Here is a 16,513-nt window from a genome sequence, read left to right on the forward strand (position 1 = left end):
AGAGACCATGAGGATCAGTACGGAGCGGCTGGGCAGCGAAATCCGGGCAGGGGCCGTCTCACTCACCACGCGATCCGTGGTGCGCGCGCTCGCGATGTCCGGGGACCCGGTGATGCAGGTCCTGGGGCGCCGAGCGCTGGACGACCCCTATCCGCAGTACGAGCGGATCCGGGCCCGGGGCGCGATGGTCAGACATCCGCTCGGGATGCACATCACCACGGACCACGCGATCAGCCGGGCCGCCCTGCGCGACCCGAAGCTGGGCGTGAAACCCGCGCCGGAGCGGCCGGGCGGCATCCCCTGGCAGGTCGTGTCCGGGGAGGAGGCGCGGTACGTCCATCCGCTCGACGAGTCGATGCTGGTGCTCAACCCGCCCGAGCACACCGGACTGCGGCGCCTGGCGAGCCCGCTGTTCACTCCGCGGGCGATGCAGGACATGACGCGGGACGTCGAGAGAGTGGTGGACCGCGTACTCGACCGGGTCGAGGGGCGTACGCGCTTCGATCTCGTGGCGGACTTCGCGCGCCGGATCCCCATCGAGGTGATCTGCGACCTGTTCGCCCTGCCCGACGCCGACCGTACGGCCTTCGTGCGGTGGGGCCAGGTCCTGGCCAACACCCTGGACGGCATCCGCACCCTGGGCGAGCGCCGGGAGGTACGGCGCGCCCTGGCGGAGATGACGCGGTTCCTGAGCGCCCTCGTGGACGAGCGACGCCGGGACCCCGGCGAGGACATGGTCAGCCGGCTGGTGGCCGGCGAGGTCGACGGCGAGCCGCTGGACGGCCGTACCCTCGTCGCGCTCGTCGGGATCCTGCTGCTCGCCGGCTTCGAGACCACGGTCAACGCGATCTCCGGGGCGGCCGTCGCGCTGTTACGCCATCCCGGACAGAAGCAACTGCTGCTGGACGACCCCGCGCTCGCCGGCGAGGCCGTCGAGGAGTTCCTCCGCTACGACGCGCCGGTGCAGATGCTGGGACGGATCGCGCTCGAACCGGTCACGCTCGGCGGCGTGTCGCTGCCCGCCGGGGCGATGCTGGTGGTCGTGGTCGCCGCCGCCAACCGGGACCCCGCGGTGTTCGAGCAGCCGCACCGCTTCGACCTGCACCGCGCCAACAAGCGCGACCACCTGGCCTTCTCGGCCGGGATCCACTACTGCCTGGGGGCGGGGCTGGCCCGGCTGGAGACCGAGCTCGCCCTGCGGCACCTGTTCGCGCGCATGCCCCGGCTGGCGCTGGCCGGCGAGCCCCGGATGCGTCCCATCCGCAACGTCCGCGGGGCCGGTGCCGTACCGGTCCTGTCCCGAGGGGAGCGGTGAACTCATGGCCGGCCACATTCTCGTCCTCGGCATCCCGGCGCACGGGCACATGCGGCCCGAGCTGGCGGTCACCGAGGAACTGGTGCGGCGCGGACACCGCGTCAGCTTCCTGACCACACAGGCGTTCGCACCCGCCGTGCGGGCGACGGGCGCCACCGCGCTGGTCCACGATTCGCTGCTGACGCAGGTCCTCGGCCCGGGGCAGCTGAAGGATCTCGACCCGGACCTGCTGGCCTGGTCGGCGGTGCTGTTCCTGCAGGAGAGCGAGAACATGGTGGCGCTCGCCCGCGAGCTGTTCGCCGACGACGTCCCCGACCTGGTCTTCTACGACATGATCGTCTCTGCGGCCGGGAGGTCGCTGGGCATGCTGTGGAACCGCCCCGCCGTGCAGTCCACCCCGTCGATGGCGTCCAACGACCACTACTCGCAGATCGCCGCGATCGCGGAGTTCTCCAAGGTGGGCCGCGACCACCCGGCCGTGCTCGAACTCCTCGCCCGCGCGGCCAAGTTCGCGGCCGGCCACGGCCTGGACGTGGAGCCCGGCCTGCTGGTGGACTGGCGTGCAGAGCGGAACCTGGTGTACGCGCCCCGGGAGTTCCAGCCGGCCGGCGAGACCTTCGGCGAGGGGACGACGTTCGTCGGGGCCTGCCTGTCCCGGGAGTACCTGCAGCAGACCTGGGACGCCGCCGCGGACGGACTGCCGCTCGTGGTGCTCTCGATGGGCACCCTCTACAACAACCAGCCGGAGCTGTTCCGCACCTGCGTGGACGCCTTCGCGGGCCGGCCCTGGCGCGCGGTGGTCACCGTCGGCAACGGCACGGACCCCGCGGAACTGGGACCGCTGCCGCCCAACGTGTCGGTCCACCGCTGGATCCCGCAGCTGGCGGCGGTACGACGGGCCGAGGTGTTCGTCACGGCCGCGGGCCTGGGCAGCCTGACGGAGTCGCTGTACGCGGGCACCCCGCCGGTGCTGGTGCCGCTGGTCCCGGAGACCCGGGTGCTGTCGCGGCGGGCCGTGGAGCTGGGGCTCGGCACGCTGCTCGACGTCGCCGACATCACCGCGGACACCCTCCTGGACGCCGTACGCCGCACGGCCGCCGACGAGGAACTGCGCGAGCGGCTGCGGCACATGTCCCGGGTGATGGAACAGGCCGGTGGCGCGCCGCGGGCCGCCCTGGCACTGGAGGCCCTGCTCTGATCAGCGCCCGCGAGGCTCGGTGCCGAGCCGGTCGGGTGCCTTGGGGCCCGACCAGCCGTTGTAGTGCAGCACCTGCTCCAGCGGCTGCCGGGGGCCCGGGCGGAAGGTGCTGCGCAGCGGGTGGGCGGTGGGCAGCAGGGCACCCTGGTGGACCGTGCGGGGCAGGCCGAGCAGGTCGGCGATCTGCCGCTCGCGGTCCAGGTGGACGGTGGTCCAGGCGGTGACCAGCCCCCGGCTGCGGGCCGCCAGCGCGTAGCTCCAGGCGGCCGGCAGCAGCGAGGACCACAGGCCCGCCTGGTTGCCGGGCGGCAGTTCCTCGGTGTCCAGCTGGAGGCACGGGATCACCAGCACCGGCACCTCGTGCAGCCGGTCGGCGAGCTGGCGGGCGGCGGTCAGCACGCGCAGGGTGGCGTCCGGGACGTGGTCCGGCTCCCGCAGGGCGGCGCCGTTGCGGGCGTCGAAAGCGGCCCGGTACTGGTCGGCCACCCGGGCCCGCACCAGCGGGTCGGTGAGCACCAGCCAGCGCCAGCGCTGGCGGTTGTTGCCGTTCGGCGCCTGCAGGGCGATGCGCAGACAGTCCTCGACGAGCGCCGGATCCACCGGACGCTCCAGGTCGAGACCGCGCCGTACCGTGCGTGTGGTGGTGAGCAGTTCCTCACCGCTGAGGCCGGTCACGGCAGGACCACCGCCTGGAGCACCAGGGCGAGATAGGTCACCACGATGTAGCCCATGGCGGGCGGCAGCGGCCAGGTGCCGCGGCGGGCCGTCAGGAAGCGTCGCGCGGCCGCGGCGGGGAGCAGGGCCGCGAGGCAGGGCAGCAGCCCGAGCACGGTGGTGGGCCGGAAGAGGACCACGTCGCACAGCACTGCCACGGCGACCGGCGCCAGCACGGCGGCCGCGCCGGCCACGGGACCCAGCGCCGACGAGTAGAGACGGTCGCCCGGCACCGACTCCCACGCGGTCTTGCGGGCGAACTCGAAGTGCAGGAAGACACCGGCGCACAGCCCCAGCAGCGGCAGCGCCCGCCAGTCGGCGGTCACCGGTCCCGACACGGCGAGCGACAGGTACACGTAGACGCCGACGAGCACCTGCACCGGATAGGTGACGGCCAGGTTGAGCAGCTGCCCCTCCCGGACCGGCGCGGACCGGCGCTCCACGACGGGCAGCAGGAGCGCGTAGCCGGGCGGCAGCAGGGCCAGGAGCGCCGCGACCGGGGAGAGAGCTGCGTTCAGTGCCACCACCACGACGACGGCGCCGGCCATGGCACCGCGCAGCTCCGCGGCGGTGATCGCGCCCGTGACCAGGGGCCGGTCGGGGTGGTGCACGCGGTCGTGGGCGAGGTCCTTCTGCTCGTCCAGCATCCGCAGGAACAGCAGGGTCAGCACGACGCTGACGGCGCGTACGGCGGTGCCGCCGGTGGGGCGCCAGGCCGTGCCCTGGAGGGCCACCGCGGAGCCCTCCAGCGCGAGGACCCACAGCACCCCGTAGGCGGCGTAGACCTGCGGGCGGAACCGGCGCAGGACGAAACGGCCCAGGCGGGCCGGGACCAGGGGGAGGGCGACCGCGCTCACGGGCGGGAGCCTTCGCCGCGGGCCACGGCGCGCGGGCCGGTGCCCGCGCCCGCCGGTTCCGCCCGGTCCGGGGCGGCGAGCCGGATCCGGGCGTCGGCGACGGGCGTGCCGCGCTGGCTCAGCGTGCACGCGATGTCCGCGCCGGGCAGGACCGGGCCTGTGCGGCACTCCAGGGGCAGGTCCAGTTCGCCGAAGGAACGGAACCGGGCGTGCAGGGCCGTCGGCAGCGCCGCGGGCGTCGGCAGCACCCCGGCCCCGACGGAGGCGACGGCCGCCAGTTGCCGGCAGGCCTCCAGCTCCAGCATGCCGGGCACGTGGTCGACCCAGTGGTCGAACATGACCGGGTGCGTGGTGTCCGGCACCAGACGGGCGGCGAGACCGCCGTCCGCGGTGGCCCGGGCGGGGGAGATCACCGCGTTGGCGGCGGACCCCCGGTCCACCAGATCGGGCCGGATCCGCTGCACCGGCGGCGCCACCGGCACGGCGGGCAGCTCCAGTTCGGTGCGCCGCGAGGTACGCAGGCTGTCCCACTGGTCCGGCGCCAGCCAGGAGTAGTCGATGCCGGCGGTCATGACGTCACGGCCGTCGGCCGTGCACAGGAAGCGCAGCCGCAGCCCCGTCACGCCCGACCTGCCCCGCGCACGGCGCTCGATCCGGGTGCCGATGACCAGGTCGGTGGGGAACGCGCCCCGCGCCGGCGGGCCGGGTTCGACGACCTCGAACTCCACCGTCCGTAACAGGAACTTGTGGTCCATGGGCACACCGAGGAACTCGTGGGCCACGACGAAGATGCCCTGCCTGCACGCCTCCAGCAGCATCATGGGGTCGTGCCCGGCGCGGGGGGCGAGCGTGTCGTCGTAGAAGGCGTGCAGCCGGGGCAGCTGGGCGGCGAGGACCAGGTCGTCCTCGCCGTGGCGCTGCGCGTCGGTCAGGAAGACCTCGGCGATGGACGCCCGGTGCACCAGGGCCTTGGGCAGGGTCCGGTCGATCTGCATGCTTGCCTTTGCTCCTCAGCGTGTGGGGGTGCGCAGACCGGCGAGGTGTGCGCGCCAGGTGCCGGCGTCGGCGCCGTCCAGGACGGGCGCCCGGCCGGGCTGCCGCATCGGCAGCACCTTCGATCCGACGACGACGGTGTCCCACGGGTCCAGGGCCACGCCGTCCCGCCAGGCCGTCTCCAGCAGTTCGCGCGGTGAGGCGTCCGGGCGCGGCCCGGCGTGGGCGGCGACGGCGGACCGTACGCGCTCCAGGGCCGGTTCGAAGTCGAGCGAGCGCGGCGCACAGCGGCTGTGGAGGAGCTCGGCGAGGTCGACGGCCCGTGCGGTCCGGTCCTCCCCGGCGAGCGCGGAGCGGAACATCTCCTCCCGCCGCTCGTCGTCGAAGTGGACGGCCAGTTCGCGCAGGACGTCAGCGGGTTCGTCCGGGGTGTGCACCAGGTTGAGCAGATAGCTGTAGCGGCCGAGCAGGTGGCGCAGCTGGCCCGGGGTCCTGGCGTCCGGGTCGGTGGGCCCCTTCAGCTCGGTGAGCAGGACGGACGCGGGGACGTCGGTGTCGCTCTCGCAGCGCACCAGCAGCACCAGGGAGTCGGTGCTGTGCAGGAACAGCCGGGCGAGCCTGCGGCGCTCGGGGGTGGCGAGGTTCCACTGGTAGAACCAGAGCGAACGGATCATGGTGCGGGTCAGTCGCGTGGTCTCGGCGGCGACGACGCGAAAGCCGTTGTCGGCCAGCCAGTTCACGGCGGGCAGCAGCCTGCGGGTGACCACGGCGTCGGGTTTGAGCAGCAGCGCGGCGTGGCGGTGGGCGAAACCGGTGAGGTCGCTGGTGAGGGCGTCGAGCTGCTCGAAGCTCTCCTGATAGTAGGTGTCCGCGCCGTACAGGCGGCGCTTGCGGGGGTCGCAGGCCAGCAGCGGCGACACCGCGATGCCGTGGACGGACGCGGTGTGCTCCGGTGCGAGGGTGTGCTCGGGGCTCATGCCTGGGTGTTCCCGTCGGTCGGAGCGGGTGCGGGTGCGGGGCGGCGGTGCGGGGCCGCGCCGAGATAGCCGACCTTGAGGCAGTGGTCGAGCAGGCGGCGCAGGTAGGCCGGGCCGCCCCTGGGCACCGGGTGGCGGCTGAAGGCGGCCGTGTTGGTGTTGTCGAACCGGATACGGCGGCGGAAGTAGCTCTCGTACAGCGACATGACCCGCTCGTGGTAGGCGCGCTCGCGGGCGGGCAGGGCCGCCGCCGAGAAGGACGACGGCGGGACGAACCTGGCCACCTGGAACGAGGGGTACTCGGCGAGCACGTCGGAGAACTCCCGCAGGGTGACGGCCTGGCCGACGGCGTGCAGGGTCAGTCCCCGGGCCTCGCCGAAGCGTTCGCACACCTCGGTGACCACGTCGGCGACGTAGTCCACGGGCACCAGGTCGAGCGCCGCGTCGTAGTGGCCGGGGACGGTGCGGGACAGCCCCTGGGTGATGAGTTTGACGACCGGGTAGAGGGTCTTGAACTCGCGGACGCAGCCGGTGCGGGTGGCTCCGGTGACGATGCTGGGCCGGACCACCGCCACCGGCAGCCCGTCGGCGGCGGCCTTGCGGACCAGGGTCTCCGCCTCCAGCTTGCTGCGCTCGTAGGCGTTGCCGAGGTGCTGTCCGATGTCGAGTTCGTCCTCGCGGGCGGTGCCGTCGCGTTCGCCGCACACATAGGCGGTGCTGACGTGGACCAGGGGGACGCCGTGGCTGCGGGCGAGGTCCAGCACGTTCCGGGTGCCGGCCACGTTGACGTCCCGGTAGAGCTGTTCGGGCCGGCCGAAGTCGGTGACGGCGGCGCAGTGCACGATGCGGTCGGCCCGCGCCACGGCCCGCAGGTCCTCGGCGCCCAGCCCGAACCCGGAGCGGGTGACGTCTCCGGAGAGCCGCTGCAGCGTTCCCTTCGCAGCGGTGAGCTTCCTGCCGTTGTTGCGGACGATGTCGCCGTTGCTGTGGAGCACGGCCAGCACCCGGTGGCCCGCGGCGGTGAGCCGCGCGGTCACCTCGGCTCCCACCAGTCCGCTCGCTCCGGTGACAAGTACGGTCGTCGGGTCGGCCATGGGTCGGTCCTTCGCAAGAGGTGGCATCAGGCGGCTTGGTGGGGCTGGACACCGTTGCTGGCGACCAGGTCGCGGGCCTCTTCCAGGGGCAGCGCCGCGTCGAGGTAGGTGCCGATCCGCAGCCAGTCGTAGCCGAGCTCCAGCGTCGCCCGCCAGGTGTCGGCGGAGTCGAAGGACGAGGGGAAGGCATCGGCGCCCGCGGTGTCCCGCACCAGGTCGACGAAGTCGCCGAGTTCGGCGCTGAGCCGGTCGCCCTCCTCGGGTGCGGTGACGGTCCGGCCCAGCAACTGAGCCGCGCGGCCGTGCAGCGCCCGCGCGGCCGGCGGCAGCAGCGGCAGGCGGCGCACCAGATCGGAGTCGGCCGGCAGCGGGTTGACGCCGTAGGCGCTGAACAGGCCGCGCAGCGCGGCGTGGACGGCGCGCCGGGCGGTGAGTTCGGCGACCTTCCACTGCCCGCGCTGCAGTGCCCCGCGCAGGTCCTCGCGGGCGTTCTCCACGACCACGTTGGACCACACCAGAGCCATCGTCGCCGCGGAGAAGCGCTCGGCGGGCAGCGGGACCAGATCGACGCCGTCCGGTCCGCTGACGGCCGCGCCGTACACGGAGAGCAGCGGGGCGGCGGAGTACGGCGGCGGGGTCACCGGGCCGGGCGGGGCGGCCAGCGGCAGGGCCGGGGTGACGGTGCCGGCGCCCTTCCAGGCCAGCCGGATCAGTCCGTACCGCAGGAAGGTGGCGAGCAGCGGGCCGGAGTTCGCGACGCCGGTCGCCCGCGCGGCGTCCCGTACGTCGGGCAGCGGCCTGCCCAGGACCAGCGACCGCCAGACCGCGCCGGCCCGGTCGCCGAGCGCGAAGACGTCGCGCCGGTCGCGGATGACGTGGACCCGCTCACCGGTCTGCCAGGTGGTCACCTGCGACGCGCGTTCGACGGTGAGCCGCTCGGGGCGCAACGGGACGCCGCTGACGCCCAGTTCGGCCGCGAAGGCGAGGCACTCCGTGAGGTACGCGTGGACCGCGGCGCGGTCGCCCCCGGCGGCGCCGGCCGCCGCGTCCAGGGCCCAGTAGCGGTCGCGGACGTCCGTCCGGCCGGCCCTTTCGAGCTGCAGGGAGAGCCACTTGGGTTCGAGGTACGTCTCGCCCCGGCCGGCCGCCCAGGACTTGACGGTCTGGACCAGGCCGGCCCGGAGCCAGTCGGCCGCCTCGGCGCTCTCGTCGAGGCAGTCGAGCGCCATCGCGTGGCGCAGGGACTGCCGGGCCCGGTGCGCCCACCAGGCACCCGCGATCTCCCGGAACCGCTCGCCGCGGAGCAGGCCCTTGACCTCGTCGACCAGGGCGTGACCGCGCAACGGGTGGCTGCCCAGGAAGCGCTGGCAGCGGTTGAGGAGGTCCTCGGAGAGCCGGCCGGGCCGCCTGGCGCCCGCTTCGAGGGCGGTGAACTGGTCGGCGAGCTGTCGCACCGACCGGGTGCGGATCTCGACCCGGCGGCCGTCGACGAACAGCAGCGACGGCATGGTCGGCAGGTCCGCCTCGTCCCGGCCGACGAGCAGGAAGTCGATGTCGGAGGAGGGGTTGCCGAAGCCCTCGGCGATGGAACCCTCCAGCACGACGGCCCAGTCGGGGCCCGGAGGCAGCGTGGCGAGCGACGTGTCGAGCAGTCCCTGTAACTGCTCCTCGGTGAGGATCATGGTGCGGTGTCTCCGTCCTGCGAAGCTCCGGGCTTCACGACGTGGGCGTGGTGTCGGCGGGCGGGTCGGCCAGTACGGTGACCGTGCCGGCGGCGCCGTCGACGCGCAGCCGGGTGCCGCCCCGGATCTCGGTGGTGACGTTCCTGACCTGGACGACGGTGGGGATGCCCAACTCCCGTGCCACCACGGCGACATGGGTGAGCGGGCTGCCGCGCTCGATGACCAGGGCGGACGCCGAGGGCAGCGCGGTCACCCAGCCGGGGTCGGTGCGGTAGGCCAGCAGGATGCCGCCGCCGACGTCGCGCGGGGTGTCGGTGACCACCGCGAGGCCCTCGGCGACGCCGGGGCAGGACGGGGTGCCGCGCAGTTCCCGGGCCCCGGTGCGGGCGGCGGTGGCGGACCAGCCGGCCCGTTCCAGATTGCCGGACCAGTAGGGGGCGCCGTGCGTGGTGAACCGGGAGGGCGCGTGCAGCGCGGCGTCTGCGGCCAGCCGCGCGCGGCGCACGGCCACCAGGTCCGTCAGCTCCGTGTGGGCGATCATTCCCTCGTAGGCGCCGCGCACCTCCTCCAGGCGGAGCAGGAACACGTCGTCCCACGCCGCGATCGCACCGCTGCGCGCCAGGTCACGGCCCAGGGCGCGGAGCATCCGCTTGGCCGCGCCGAAGGCCCGGGTACGGCAGAAGCGCAGCCGCTCACGGTCCGCGAGCGAACTGCGGGCCTTGCGCCGGACGACCTCGTAGACCCATCGGCGCGGGCCGCGCAGCCGCTCGGCGAGGTAGGAGTCGGCGTCCTCGCCCCGGTGCGGCGCCGCACCGGAGCCGGGCAGCGCGCCGCGCAGCAGGGTGAAGAGCCCGGCCGGGTCCTCGTGCAGATCCGGGACCTCCAGCTTGAGCTCGTCGGGGCTGCGGTAGCCGTAGGAGGCGATGTACGCGTCGACGGCGGCCAGCACCTCGGTGTGGCCTCCGTCGCGCAGCGCCTCGTACACCGCGTCGTCGGGGGTGCGCTCCAGCAGGGCGCGCACCTCGTCGTCGGCTGCGACGCGCTCGCCCAACTCGGCCAGTGCCCATACCGGTTCGGCCGACTCCAGTGCCTCACCGGGACTGGCGGCGGCCCAGGTGAACCATTCCGGGGCGTCGGGCAGCCAGCGGCGGGTGAGCAGGGCGAGCAGCCCGACGGAGAGCAGGATGGCGGCGTCGAGGGCCTGCATCGGCCCCCACTTCTCGATCAGCTCGCGCTGCAGACGGCGGAAGCGCCGGTAGGTCTCCTCGCCCGGCAGGGCGTCGTAGTCGACGTTGTTGAAGACCTCGTAGGACCGGTAGAAGTCCCGGTGGAAGCGGTCCACGGAGGTCCGCATGGTGAGGAATCTGCGGGCGAAGACGGCGGTGCGGTACCACCGGCTCGCCCGGCCGCGCAGGCCGGGTCGCGGAGTGAACGGGTGCAGTGTGTCGGCCAGTTCGTCGGAAATGCTCTCCTCGACTCCGAGGGACCGCTCCAGGACGCGCCGGTTCAGCGGGTAGAGGGGCGCCAGCCGCACCATGCGGTACCAGTGCAGGAGGTTGTAGTAGACCCGGCCGTGGAAATAGCCGAGCAGGTGCGGGGTCCATTCCTGGACTTCCCGCAGCTGGGCCGGCGGGACGGCGAGGGCGCGGGCGTAGCTCTCGTAGACCTTGGCGTAGGTGTCGGCCGCGAAGCTGTAGGTGAGGGGGGAGACGACGCCGCTGAAGCTCTCGATGATGTTGGAGTTGTCCCAGATGCGCGGCTCGCCGCGCGGCTCCTCGGCGGACGCCGGGACGCTCCGGCCGGCGGGGCCGGCGAGCGGGCCGGTGACGGGGCGGCTCTGCAGGATCCAGACCTCGCCGTCGGCGATCGCCCACTCGATGTCCTGCGGGGTGCCGTAGTGCTCGGCCACCCGCACGCCGAGGCCGTGCAGCCGGGTCAGGTCCTCCTCGCTCAGCGCCAGGACCTCCCGGTCCGCCTCGGCGACGGGCCGCACCTCGCAGCCGGGGCCGGCACCGGCGCTGTAGCGCTCCCGCTTCTCGCCGACCACGGTGTGCAGCCGCTCGCCGGTGACGGCGTCCAGGACGACCGTGTCGGCGTCGACGGCGCCGGAGACCAGTCCCTCGCCCAGTCCGTAGACGGCGCTGACCAGGAACCGGTCGGTGGCGCCCGTCGTGGGGTCGACGGTGAACAGGACGCCGCTGCGCTCGGCCGGGACCATGCGCTGCACGACGACGGCGACACCCGACGCCGACGGCGCGAGGCCGCGCTGCGCGCGGTAGCGCAGGGACCGCTCCGAGAAGCCGGAGGCCCAGCAGCGGCGGACGTGGGCGATGACGTCGTCGAGACCGCGGACGTTGAGGAAGCTGTCGAACTGGCCGGCGAAGGAGTGCTCGGCGCCGTCCTCCTCCGCGCCGGACGAACGGATCGCCACCAGGCCGCCGCCGACGTGCTCGTAGGCCCGCCGGACGGCGTCGGTGACGGCCTCGTCCAGCGGGGCGTCCGCGAGGAGAGCGGCGATCTCCGCGGCCGTCTGAGCCGCCGTCCGTCCGGGTTCCCCGGCGCCGGGCGCCTCGGCGGTCTGTCCATCGCCGTGCTGTGGGCCGTCGGCCAGGAGTTTCGCGAGACGCTCCGCCAGCCCGTTGCTCCGGGCGAAGGCCGCGAAGACGTCGGTGCCGAGCACCGCCCATTCAGGGACCCGGAAACCGGCGGCCGTCAGGAGGTGGAGGTTCTTCGCCTTTCCCCCGGCTTCCGGCGATGCTTCAGACCTTTGCTCGGATCCCGCGCTGAGCGACACCACGGATTCCCTCCGGCTAGGTGATCGATTCCGATTCCCACGGTGGCAGCGGCGGGGACAGATCGAGAACCCTTGCCCGGCGGCTGTGGGTGTTCACCTATATTTTGGGAGGAAGTCGCCTGCAACGGTGGAAAGTTCACTGTGCAACGGGTCCAGGCCGGGCCAGACGAGAGCGGTCGAGCCCCAGGTGAGCCCGCCGCCGAAGCCGGTCAGCACCACCTTCTGACCGGATGTCAGTTCACCGCCGGCGGTGGCGTCGGCGAGCGCGAGGGGGATCGAGGCGGCGACCGTGTTCCCCAGGTCGGCGATGTTGGTGCGGAACCGCTCGGCGGGCAGGCCGAGCTGCCGGGCCACGGCCGCCAGGATACGGGCGTTGGCCTGGTGGAACACGAACGAGTCGACCTCCTCCACGGCCCAGCCGGTCCGCGCGGCGATGTCCCGCGCCGACTCGGTCATCCGGCTCACCGCCTGCTTGAAGACGGCCTGTCCCTGCATCGAGAAGTAGGTGTCCTCCGCCTTGGCCGGCAGGCCCGTGGACCGCTGGCGCGAGCCGCCGGCGTACATTCCGATGAGGTCCACGGCCGAGCCGTCGCTGCCCAGGCTGAAGTCCAGCAGCGCACCGCGCTCCGCCCTGGAGCCGGCGCGCAGCAGCACCGCGCCCGCGCCGTCGCCGAACACCACTCCGGTCGCCCGGTCCTCGGGGTCGAGGATGGTGGAGAACGTGTCGGCGCCGATCACCAGCACGCTGTCCACGACACCCAGGGAGATCAGTCCCGCCCCGGACGCCAGGGCGTACACGAAGCCGGTGCACACGGCCTGCACGTCGAACGCGGGCACCGGGCCCAGTCCGATCCTGCTCGCCACGTTCGGGGCGGTCGCCGGGCAGAGCTGGTCAGGTGTGCTGGTGGCGAGCACGACGGCGCCCGCGCCGACCGCTCCCGCCGAGGCGAGGGCGTTGCGCGCCGCCTCGACCGCGAGGTCGCTCGTGGCCTGTCCGGGCGCGACCGCGCGACGCCGCCGGATCCCGGTACGGCGACGGATCCACGCGTCGTCGGTGTCGAGCACGCGGGCCAGGTCGTCGTTGGTGACCACGGTCTCCGGCACCGCCGTGCCCAGTCCGGCGACGACCGCCGCGCGCTCCGGTGACCGCGGCCCGCCGTCCGTGCGTCCGTACCCGTCGATTCCCGGCCTCACGGCACCTCACCTCATCGCTGTCGGCGCAACACACCAACAGAAGACGGCATATCGGCACACGGGGATCGCCGGACTCCGGTCGCCTAGGTGAACTCCTACAACCTCGCCGTGAGCCTGGAGCGTTCGCGGCGGCCGGTGTGTCCTGGACCGCAGAGGCGTCCGGCGACCGCGCCAACGCCCCGCTTCCGAACGCCAGTTGCCGTTCTCCCCGTGCCGGGACCGACGATGGGGGCTCCCTTCGTGATCCGTATCGACCATGCCCGCGTCTTCGACGGCGAGCGGGTCCTGGACGACGTCTCCGTGCTCGTCGACACCGGGCGCGTGACCGCGGTGACACCCACCGCGCAGGCGGCGGCCGGCCCCGCAGCGGCGACGGCCGCGGAGGTGATCGACGCCACCGGTCACACCCTGCTCCCGGGTCTGATCGACGGCCACACACACGTGATGGGCACCCTGCACAACCTGCGGCTGGCGCTGACGTTCGGCGTCACCACCGAGGTCGACCTGTTCAGCTTCCCCGCCGACCTCACCGGCTGGCTCTGCGACACGGCCGCGCACCGCGACGACCTCGCCGACCTGCGCAGCGCCGGAACCGTGATCTGCGCGACCGGCGGCCACCCGGCGGCGACGATGCCGTTCCTGCCCTCGCTCGACGGCCCGGCGGCCGCCGGGGACCAGGTGAGGCTGCGGCAGAAGGAGGGCGCCCACGTCGTCAAGATGATGCTCGACGACGGCTGCCACCACGGCGCCGAGCTCCCGACGCTGGACTCGGCCACGGCGGCCGCGGTGGCCGACGCCGCGCGGTCGGCGGGCCTGCCGAGCGTCGCTCATGTGGCCGACGTCGAGACGGTGCGGACCGCGCTGGACGCCGGCGTGGACGCCGTCACCCACGTCCCGCTGGAGGCACCGCTGCCGCAGGAGGCGGTGGACCGGGCCGTCGCCGAAGGCCGGTACTTCATCCCCACCCTCGCGATGATGGAGATGTCCTGCGGCGCCCCCGGCGGCCGGGACCTCGCCGCCGACGAACGCATCGCCGGTCACCTGCCCGCGGACGCCCTCTCCGCGCTCACCGGCGGCACCGAAGGGCTCTGCGTGACCGTACCGTCGCCGGAGCTGGACTTCGCGAACGCACTGGAGACCACGCGCCGACTGCACGCGTCCGGCGTGCCGTTGGTGGCCGGGACCGACGCCAACAACGCACCGGGCCGCGCCTGCCCGGTGGTGCACGGCGCGGCCCTGCACCGCGAACTCGAACTCCTGGTGACGGCCGGACTCAGTCCCGTCGAGGCGCTGCGGGCCGCGACCGCCACGCCCGCCCGTCTGTTCGGGCTGTCCGACCGCGGGCGCATCGCCCCGGGGCTGCGAGCGGATCTGGTGCTGGTCGAGGGCGACGCGACCACCGACATCACCGCCACCCGGGCCGTCCGGCGCGTCTGGCGCCGCGGCGTGTCCTTCGACCGCGAGGCGGCCCGTGCCGCGTGGCAGTCCGCTGCGCCGCCGGCGCCCGTGGCCGGCTCCGACCCCGCCGGCGTCGCCACCGCCGTCGGCGGCGCCGAACTGACGGCCGTCGGCTCCACCGCACTCGCGGTGGCGGCGTCGCGCGCCGCCGAGAGCGGCCGTCCCGACCGGCTGTTCCAGGACCCGGTCGCGGTCCAGGTCGCCGTGGCCGCGGGCGGCGCGCTCGCGGCGTGGTCCGGCCCGCGCGGCGAACTGCTGCGCCGGGCCATGGGGGACTACTTCGCCCTGCGCACGCGCTTCTTCGACGACTGGCTCCACGAGGCGGTCACCGCCGGCTGCCGTCAGGTCGTCGTCCTCGCGGCCGGTCTGGACGCCAGGGCGTTCCGCCTGGACTGGCCGGCACCGGTGCGGGTCTTCGAGATCGACCGGGCCGATGTCCTCACCTTCAAGGACAAGATCATCACCGGCCGGGTCCCGCTCTCCGGCAGCGAGCGGATCCCGGTCACCTGCGACCTGCGCGACGACTGGCCCGGTGCCCTGCGCGAGCGCGGCTTCGACCCCGGGCTGCCGACCGCCTGGCTGGTCGAGGGCATCATGGTCTACCTCACCGAGGAGGAGGGCGACGGCCTTCTCGCACGGCTCGGCGCCCTGAGCGCGCCCGCCAGCCGCATCGCGGTGGAGTACGGCAGCAGGGCGATGTTCCGCACCGACAACACCCGGACGGCGCTCGACGCCACCGCCGAGTCCGACACCCTGCACACGCTGGCCGCGCTGTGGCGCAACGAGAGCACCACGGATCCCCTCGCCCGGCTGGCCGCGCACGGCTGGACCGCCACCACGCGCGAGCCTGCCGACCTCGCGGCGGAACACGGCCGGCCCACGCCTCCCGCGTTCGACCCGCGACAGCCCGGCACCGCACGCATCACCCTCCTCAGCGGCCGCCGGCACACCTCGCCCGGCCCGGGCTGACGGACGGCCGCGGACGGGCTGCCCCATGGACCGGCCCGCACACCCGTGCCCTCGCGGAACGCGGGACGAGACACGGGTGTGCGGGCCGGGGGCTATCTGGCCAGGGTCGGGAACAGGTTCGTGAACGGTTCCGCGGTCACCGCGATGCCCCGGCTGTAGGGGGCGTCGAAGTCCCAGATGAGGAACAGCATGAAGGCGATGGTCGCGGAGAACAGCCCGGCCAGCACCAGTTCACGCGCGGTGCGCCGGATCTGCAGCGCGAACACCATGCCGACGGTGACCAGCCCGCCGACGAGCAGCCCCCACCACACCACCGGCGGCATGGTGGCCCCGGTGGAGTCGGAGCGGGCGTTGCGGGCCTGGTCGGCCGCGGTCATCTGGTCCAGCAGCGGCTGGTAGGACTGCGCCTCGAAGTCGTTCCTCGGTTTGTAGTCGGTGACGTCCTGGCGCACCTTCTGCAGCAGCGCGGAACCGTGGTCGGTGACACGCTCGTCGTTCGCCATCGTCTTCCACTCGTGGTCGACGACGTAGGAGACATAGGCGTTGACGTCGCTGCGGATCCGGTCCCGCACGTCCGGCGGATAGACCCGGACCCGCTCCGAGATCTCGTGCAGCGCCTGGGCCTCGTTCTGTACGTAGTCCCCGGCGGAACTGCGGGCCTCCCACACGCCCGCGATGGCGAGGCCCAGGACGATGGCGTACACGACGCCGATCCACATCGTCATGTACTCGATGACGTCCGGGGTCTCACTGGGGTCCTCGTCCTCGGGAGCCCGCCTGTTGCGCACGAAGGTGACGAGCACCACGACGGCACAGGCCCCCAGCATCGCGAGGACGAGAACAAGCCAATCCGGCAACGGATACCTCCAAGGTGAGCGGGCCGGCGCGTCAGCGCGGGCGCAGGGCCGCGACGGCGACGATCGCGGGGACGGTGATGAGCAGCACATAGGTGACCGGCGAGGTGGTGCTCGGCGCCGGGTGGCCGACGGGGTGGGGGTGGTACGCGGGATAGTGCACCGGGGTCATGGCGGGCCGGGGCACGGACTTCGGCACCGGTGGCGGCGTGGGCGCGGGCGTCGGCACCGGCCGGGGAGCCGGGGGCAGCGGCGCGGGCCGGGCCGGGGGCCGCGGCCTCGGGGCGGGTTTCGGGGAACGTTTCGGCGTCGGATGCGGCTTCGGCGGCTTCGGCGGTGGCGGTGGTGGCGGCGGCGGTGGCTTCGGGGTCGGGGTGGGCGTCGGCGGGCACGGGGGCGGCGGCGGTGTGGGGC

General features: G+C 73.8%; 14 protein-coding genes. 4 read left to right on the forward strand and 10 right to left on the reverse strand.

The genetic code is table 11. From position 1 onward, the window contains the following. Positions 1-7: 7 nt before the first annotated feature. Positions 8-1,315 (forward strand): cytochrome P450, encoded by a 1,308-nt coding sequence (locus BIV25_RS27035; protein WP_079176915.1) that lies wholly within the window; start codon positions 8-10, stop codon positions 1,313-1,315. 4 nt (positions 1,316-1,319) lie between these two features. Further along, on the forward strand, positions 1,320-2,513 hold the full coding sequence (locus BIV25_RS27040; protein ID WP_071375042.1) for a macrolide family glycosyltransferase: 1,194 nt from the start codon (positions 1,320-1,322) through the stop codon (positions 2,511-2,513). On the opposite strand, the gene BIV25_RS27045 is transcribed toward BIV25_RS27040, so the two are convergent. The 8 genes from BIV25_RS27045 to BIV25_RS27080 all read right to left on the reverse strand — a co-directional run bounded on the left by BIV25_RS27045 (position 2,514) and on the right by BIV25_RS27080 (position 12,818). Next, positions 2,514-3,188, reverse strand: coding sequence for a nitroreductase family protein (locus BIV25_RS27045; protein ID WP_071375043.1), 675 nt, complete (start codon positions 3,186-3,188; stop codon positions 2,514-2,516). Then, positions 3,185-4,084: a hypothetical protein gene (locus BIV25_RS27050; RefSeq protein ID WP_071375044.1), complete on the reverse strand. Its 900-nt coding sequence runs from the start codon at positions 4,082-4,084 to the stop codon at positions 3,185-3,187. Before BIV25_RS27050 ends, BIV25_RS27045 begins: the two co-directional genes overlap by 4 nt. Beyond that, on the reverse strand, positions 4,081-5,079 hold the full coding sequence (locus tag BIV25_RS27055; protein ID WP_071375045.1) for a ScbA/BarX family gamma-butyrolactone biosynthesis protein: 999 nt from the start codon (positions 5,077-5,079) through the stop codon (positions 4,081-4,083). Before BIV25_RS27055 ends, BIV25_RS27050 begins: the two co-directional genes overlap by 4 nt. Positions 5,080-5,094: 15 nt before the next feature. Continuing rightward, positions 5,095-6,054 carry a nucleoside-diphosphate kinase gene (locus tag BIV25_RS27060; RefSeq protein WP_079176916.1) on the reverse strand — a complete coding sequence of 320 codons (960 nt, stop codon included), beginning with the start codon at positions 6,052-6,054 and terminating at the stop codon, positions 5,095-5,097. After that, complete coding sequence (locus tag BIV25_RS27065; protein WP_071375046.1) at positions 6,051-7,148, reverse strand: SDR family oxidoreductase; 1,098 nt, start codon at positions 7,146-7,148, stop codon at positions 6,051-6,053. The genes BIV25_RS27060 and BIV25_RS27065 overlap by 4 nt, the downstream gene beginning before the upstream one ends. 26 nt (positions 7,149-7,174) lie before the next feature. Next, entirely contained in the window at positions 7,175-8,830 is a 1,656-nt protein-coding gene (locus BIV25_RS27070; protein ID WP_071375047.1) for a hypothetical protein, read from the reverse strand. A 34-nt stretch (positions 8,831-8,864) separates the two neighbouring features. Further along, complete coding sequence (locus BIV25_RS27075) at positions 8,865-11,627, reverse strand: phosphoenolpyruvate synthase (RefSeq protein WP_371273068.1); 2,763 nt, start codon at positions 11,625-11,627, stop codon at positions 8,865-8,867. A 90-nt stretch (positions 11,628-11,717) separates the two neighbouring features. Beyond that, the gene (locus tag BIV25_RS27080; RefSeq protein WP_256256098.1) at positions 11,718-12,818 is read right to left on the reverse strand and encodes a beta-ketoacyl-ACP synthase 3; all 1,101 of its coding nucleotides are present in this window, start codon (positions 12,816-12,818) and stop codon (positions 11,718-11,720) included. Positions 12,819-13,043: 225 nt separating this feature from the next. Between BIV25_RS27080 and BIV25_RS53170 the strand changes: the two genes are divergently transcribed. After that, complete coding sequence (locus BIV25_RS53170; protein WP_256256099.1) at positions 13,044-15,245, forward strand: SAM-dependent methyltransferase; 2,202 nt, start codon at positions 13,044-13,046, stop codon at positions 15,243-15,245. A 92-nt stretch (positions 15,246-15,337) separates the two neighbouring features. On the opposite strand, the gene BIV25_RS27090 is transcribed toward BIV25_RS53170, so the two are convergent. After that, a complete protein-coding gene (locus tag BIV25_RS27090) occupies positions 15,338-16,102 on the reverse strand; it encodes a DUF4239 domain-containing protein (protein ID WP_079176917.1) in 765 nt (254 codons plus the stop codon). Positions 16,103-16,133: 31 nt separating this feature from the next. Then, the gene (locus tag BIV25_RS53175) at positions 16,134-16,262 is read right to left on the reverse strand and encodes a hypothetical protein (protein WP_256256102.1); all 129 of its coding nucleotides are present in this window, start codon (positions 16,260-16,262) and stop codon (positions 16,134-16,136) included. Between the two features lie 7 nt (positions 16,263-16,269). Between BIV25_RS53175 and BIV25_RS52085 the strand changes: the two genes are divergently transcribed. Then, the coding region (locus BIV25_RS52085) for a hypothetical protein (protein ID WP_218158486.1) at positions 16,270-16,513 on the forward strand (244 nt) is incomplete at its 3' end.

It is taken from the genome of Streptomyces sp. MUSC 14, from assembly GCF_001866675.1.
Lineage (GTDB): Bacteria > Actinomycetota > Actinomycetes > Streptomycetales > Streptomycetaceae > Streptomyces.

Bases quoted from the DNA above. Each gene is read 5' to 3' on its own strand.
- BIV25_RS27035 (WP_079176915.1), top strand. From the start codon at position 8: ATGAGGATCAGTACGGAGCGGCTGGGCAGCGAAATCCGGGCAGGGGCC.
- BIV25_RS27040 (WP_071375042.1), top strand. From the start codon at position 1,320: ATGGCCGGCCACATTCTCGTCCTCGGCATCCCGGCGCACGGGCACATG.
- BIV25_RS27055 (WP_071375045.1), bottom strand. From the start codon at position 5,079: ATGCAGATCGACCGGACCCTGCCCAAGGCCCTGGTGCACCGGGCGTCC.
- BIV25_RS27060 (WP_079176916.1), bottom strand. From the start codon at position 6,054: ATGAGCCCCGAGCACACCCTCGCACCGGAGCACACCGCGTCCGTCCAC.
- BIV25_RS27065 (WP_071375046.1), bottom strand. From the start codon at position 7,148: ATGGCCGACCCGACGACCGTACTTGTCACCGGAGCGAGCGGACTGGTG.
- BIV25_RS27070 (WP_071375047.1), bottom strand. From the start codon at position 8,830: ATGATCCTCACCGAGGAGCAGTTACAGGGACTGCTCGACACGTCGCTC.
- BIV25_RS53170 (WP_256256099.1), top strand. From the start codon at position 13,044: ATGGGGGCTCCCTTCGTGATCCGTATCGACCATGCCCGCGTCTTCGAC.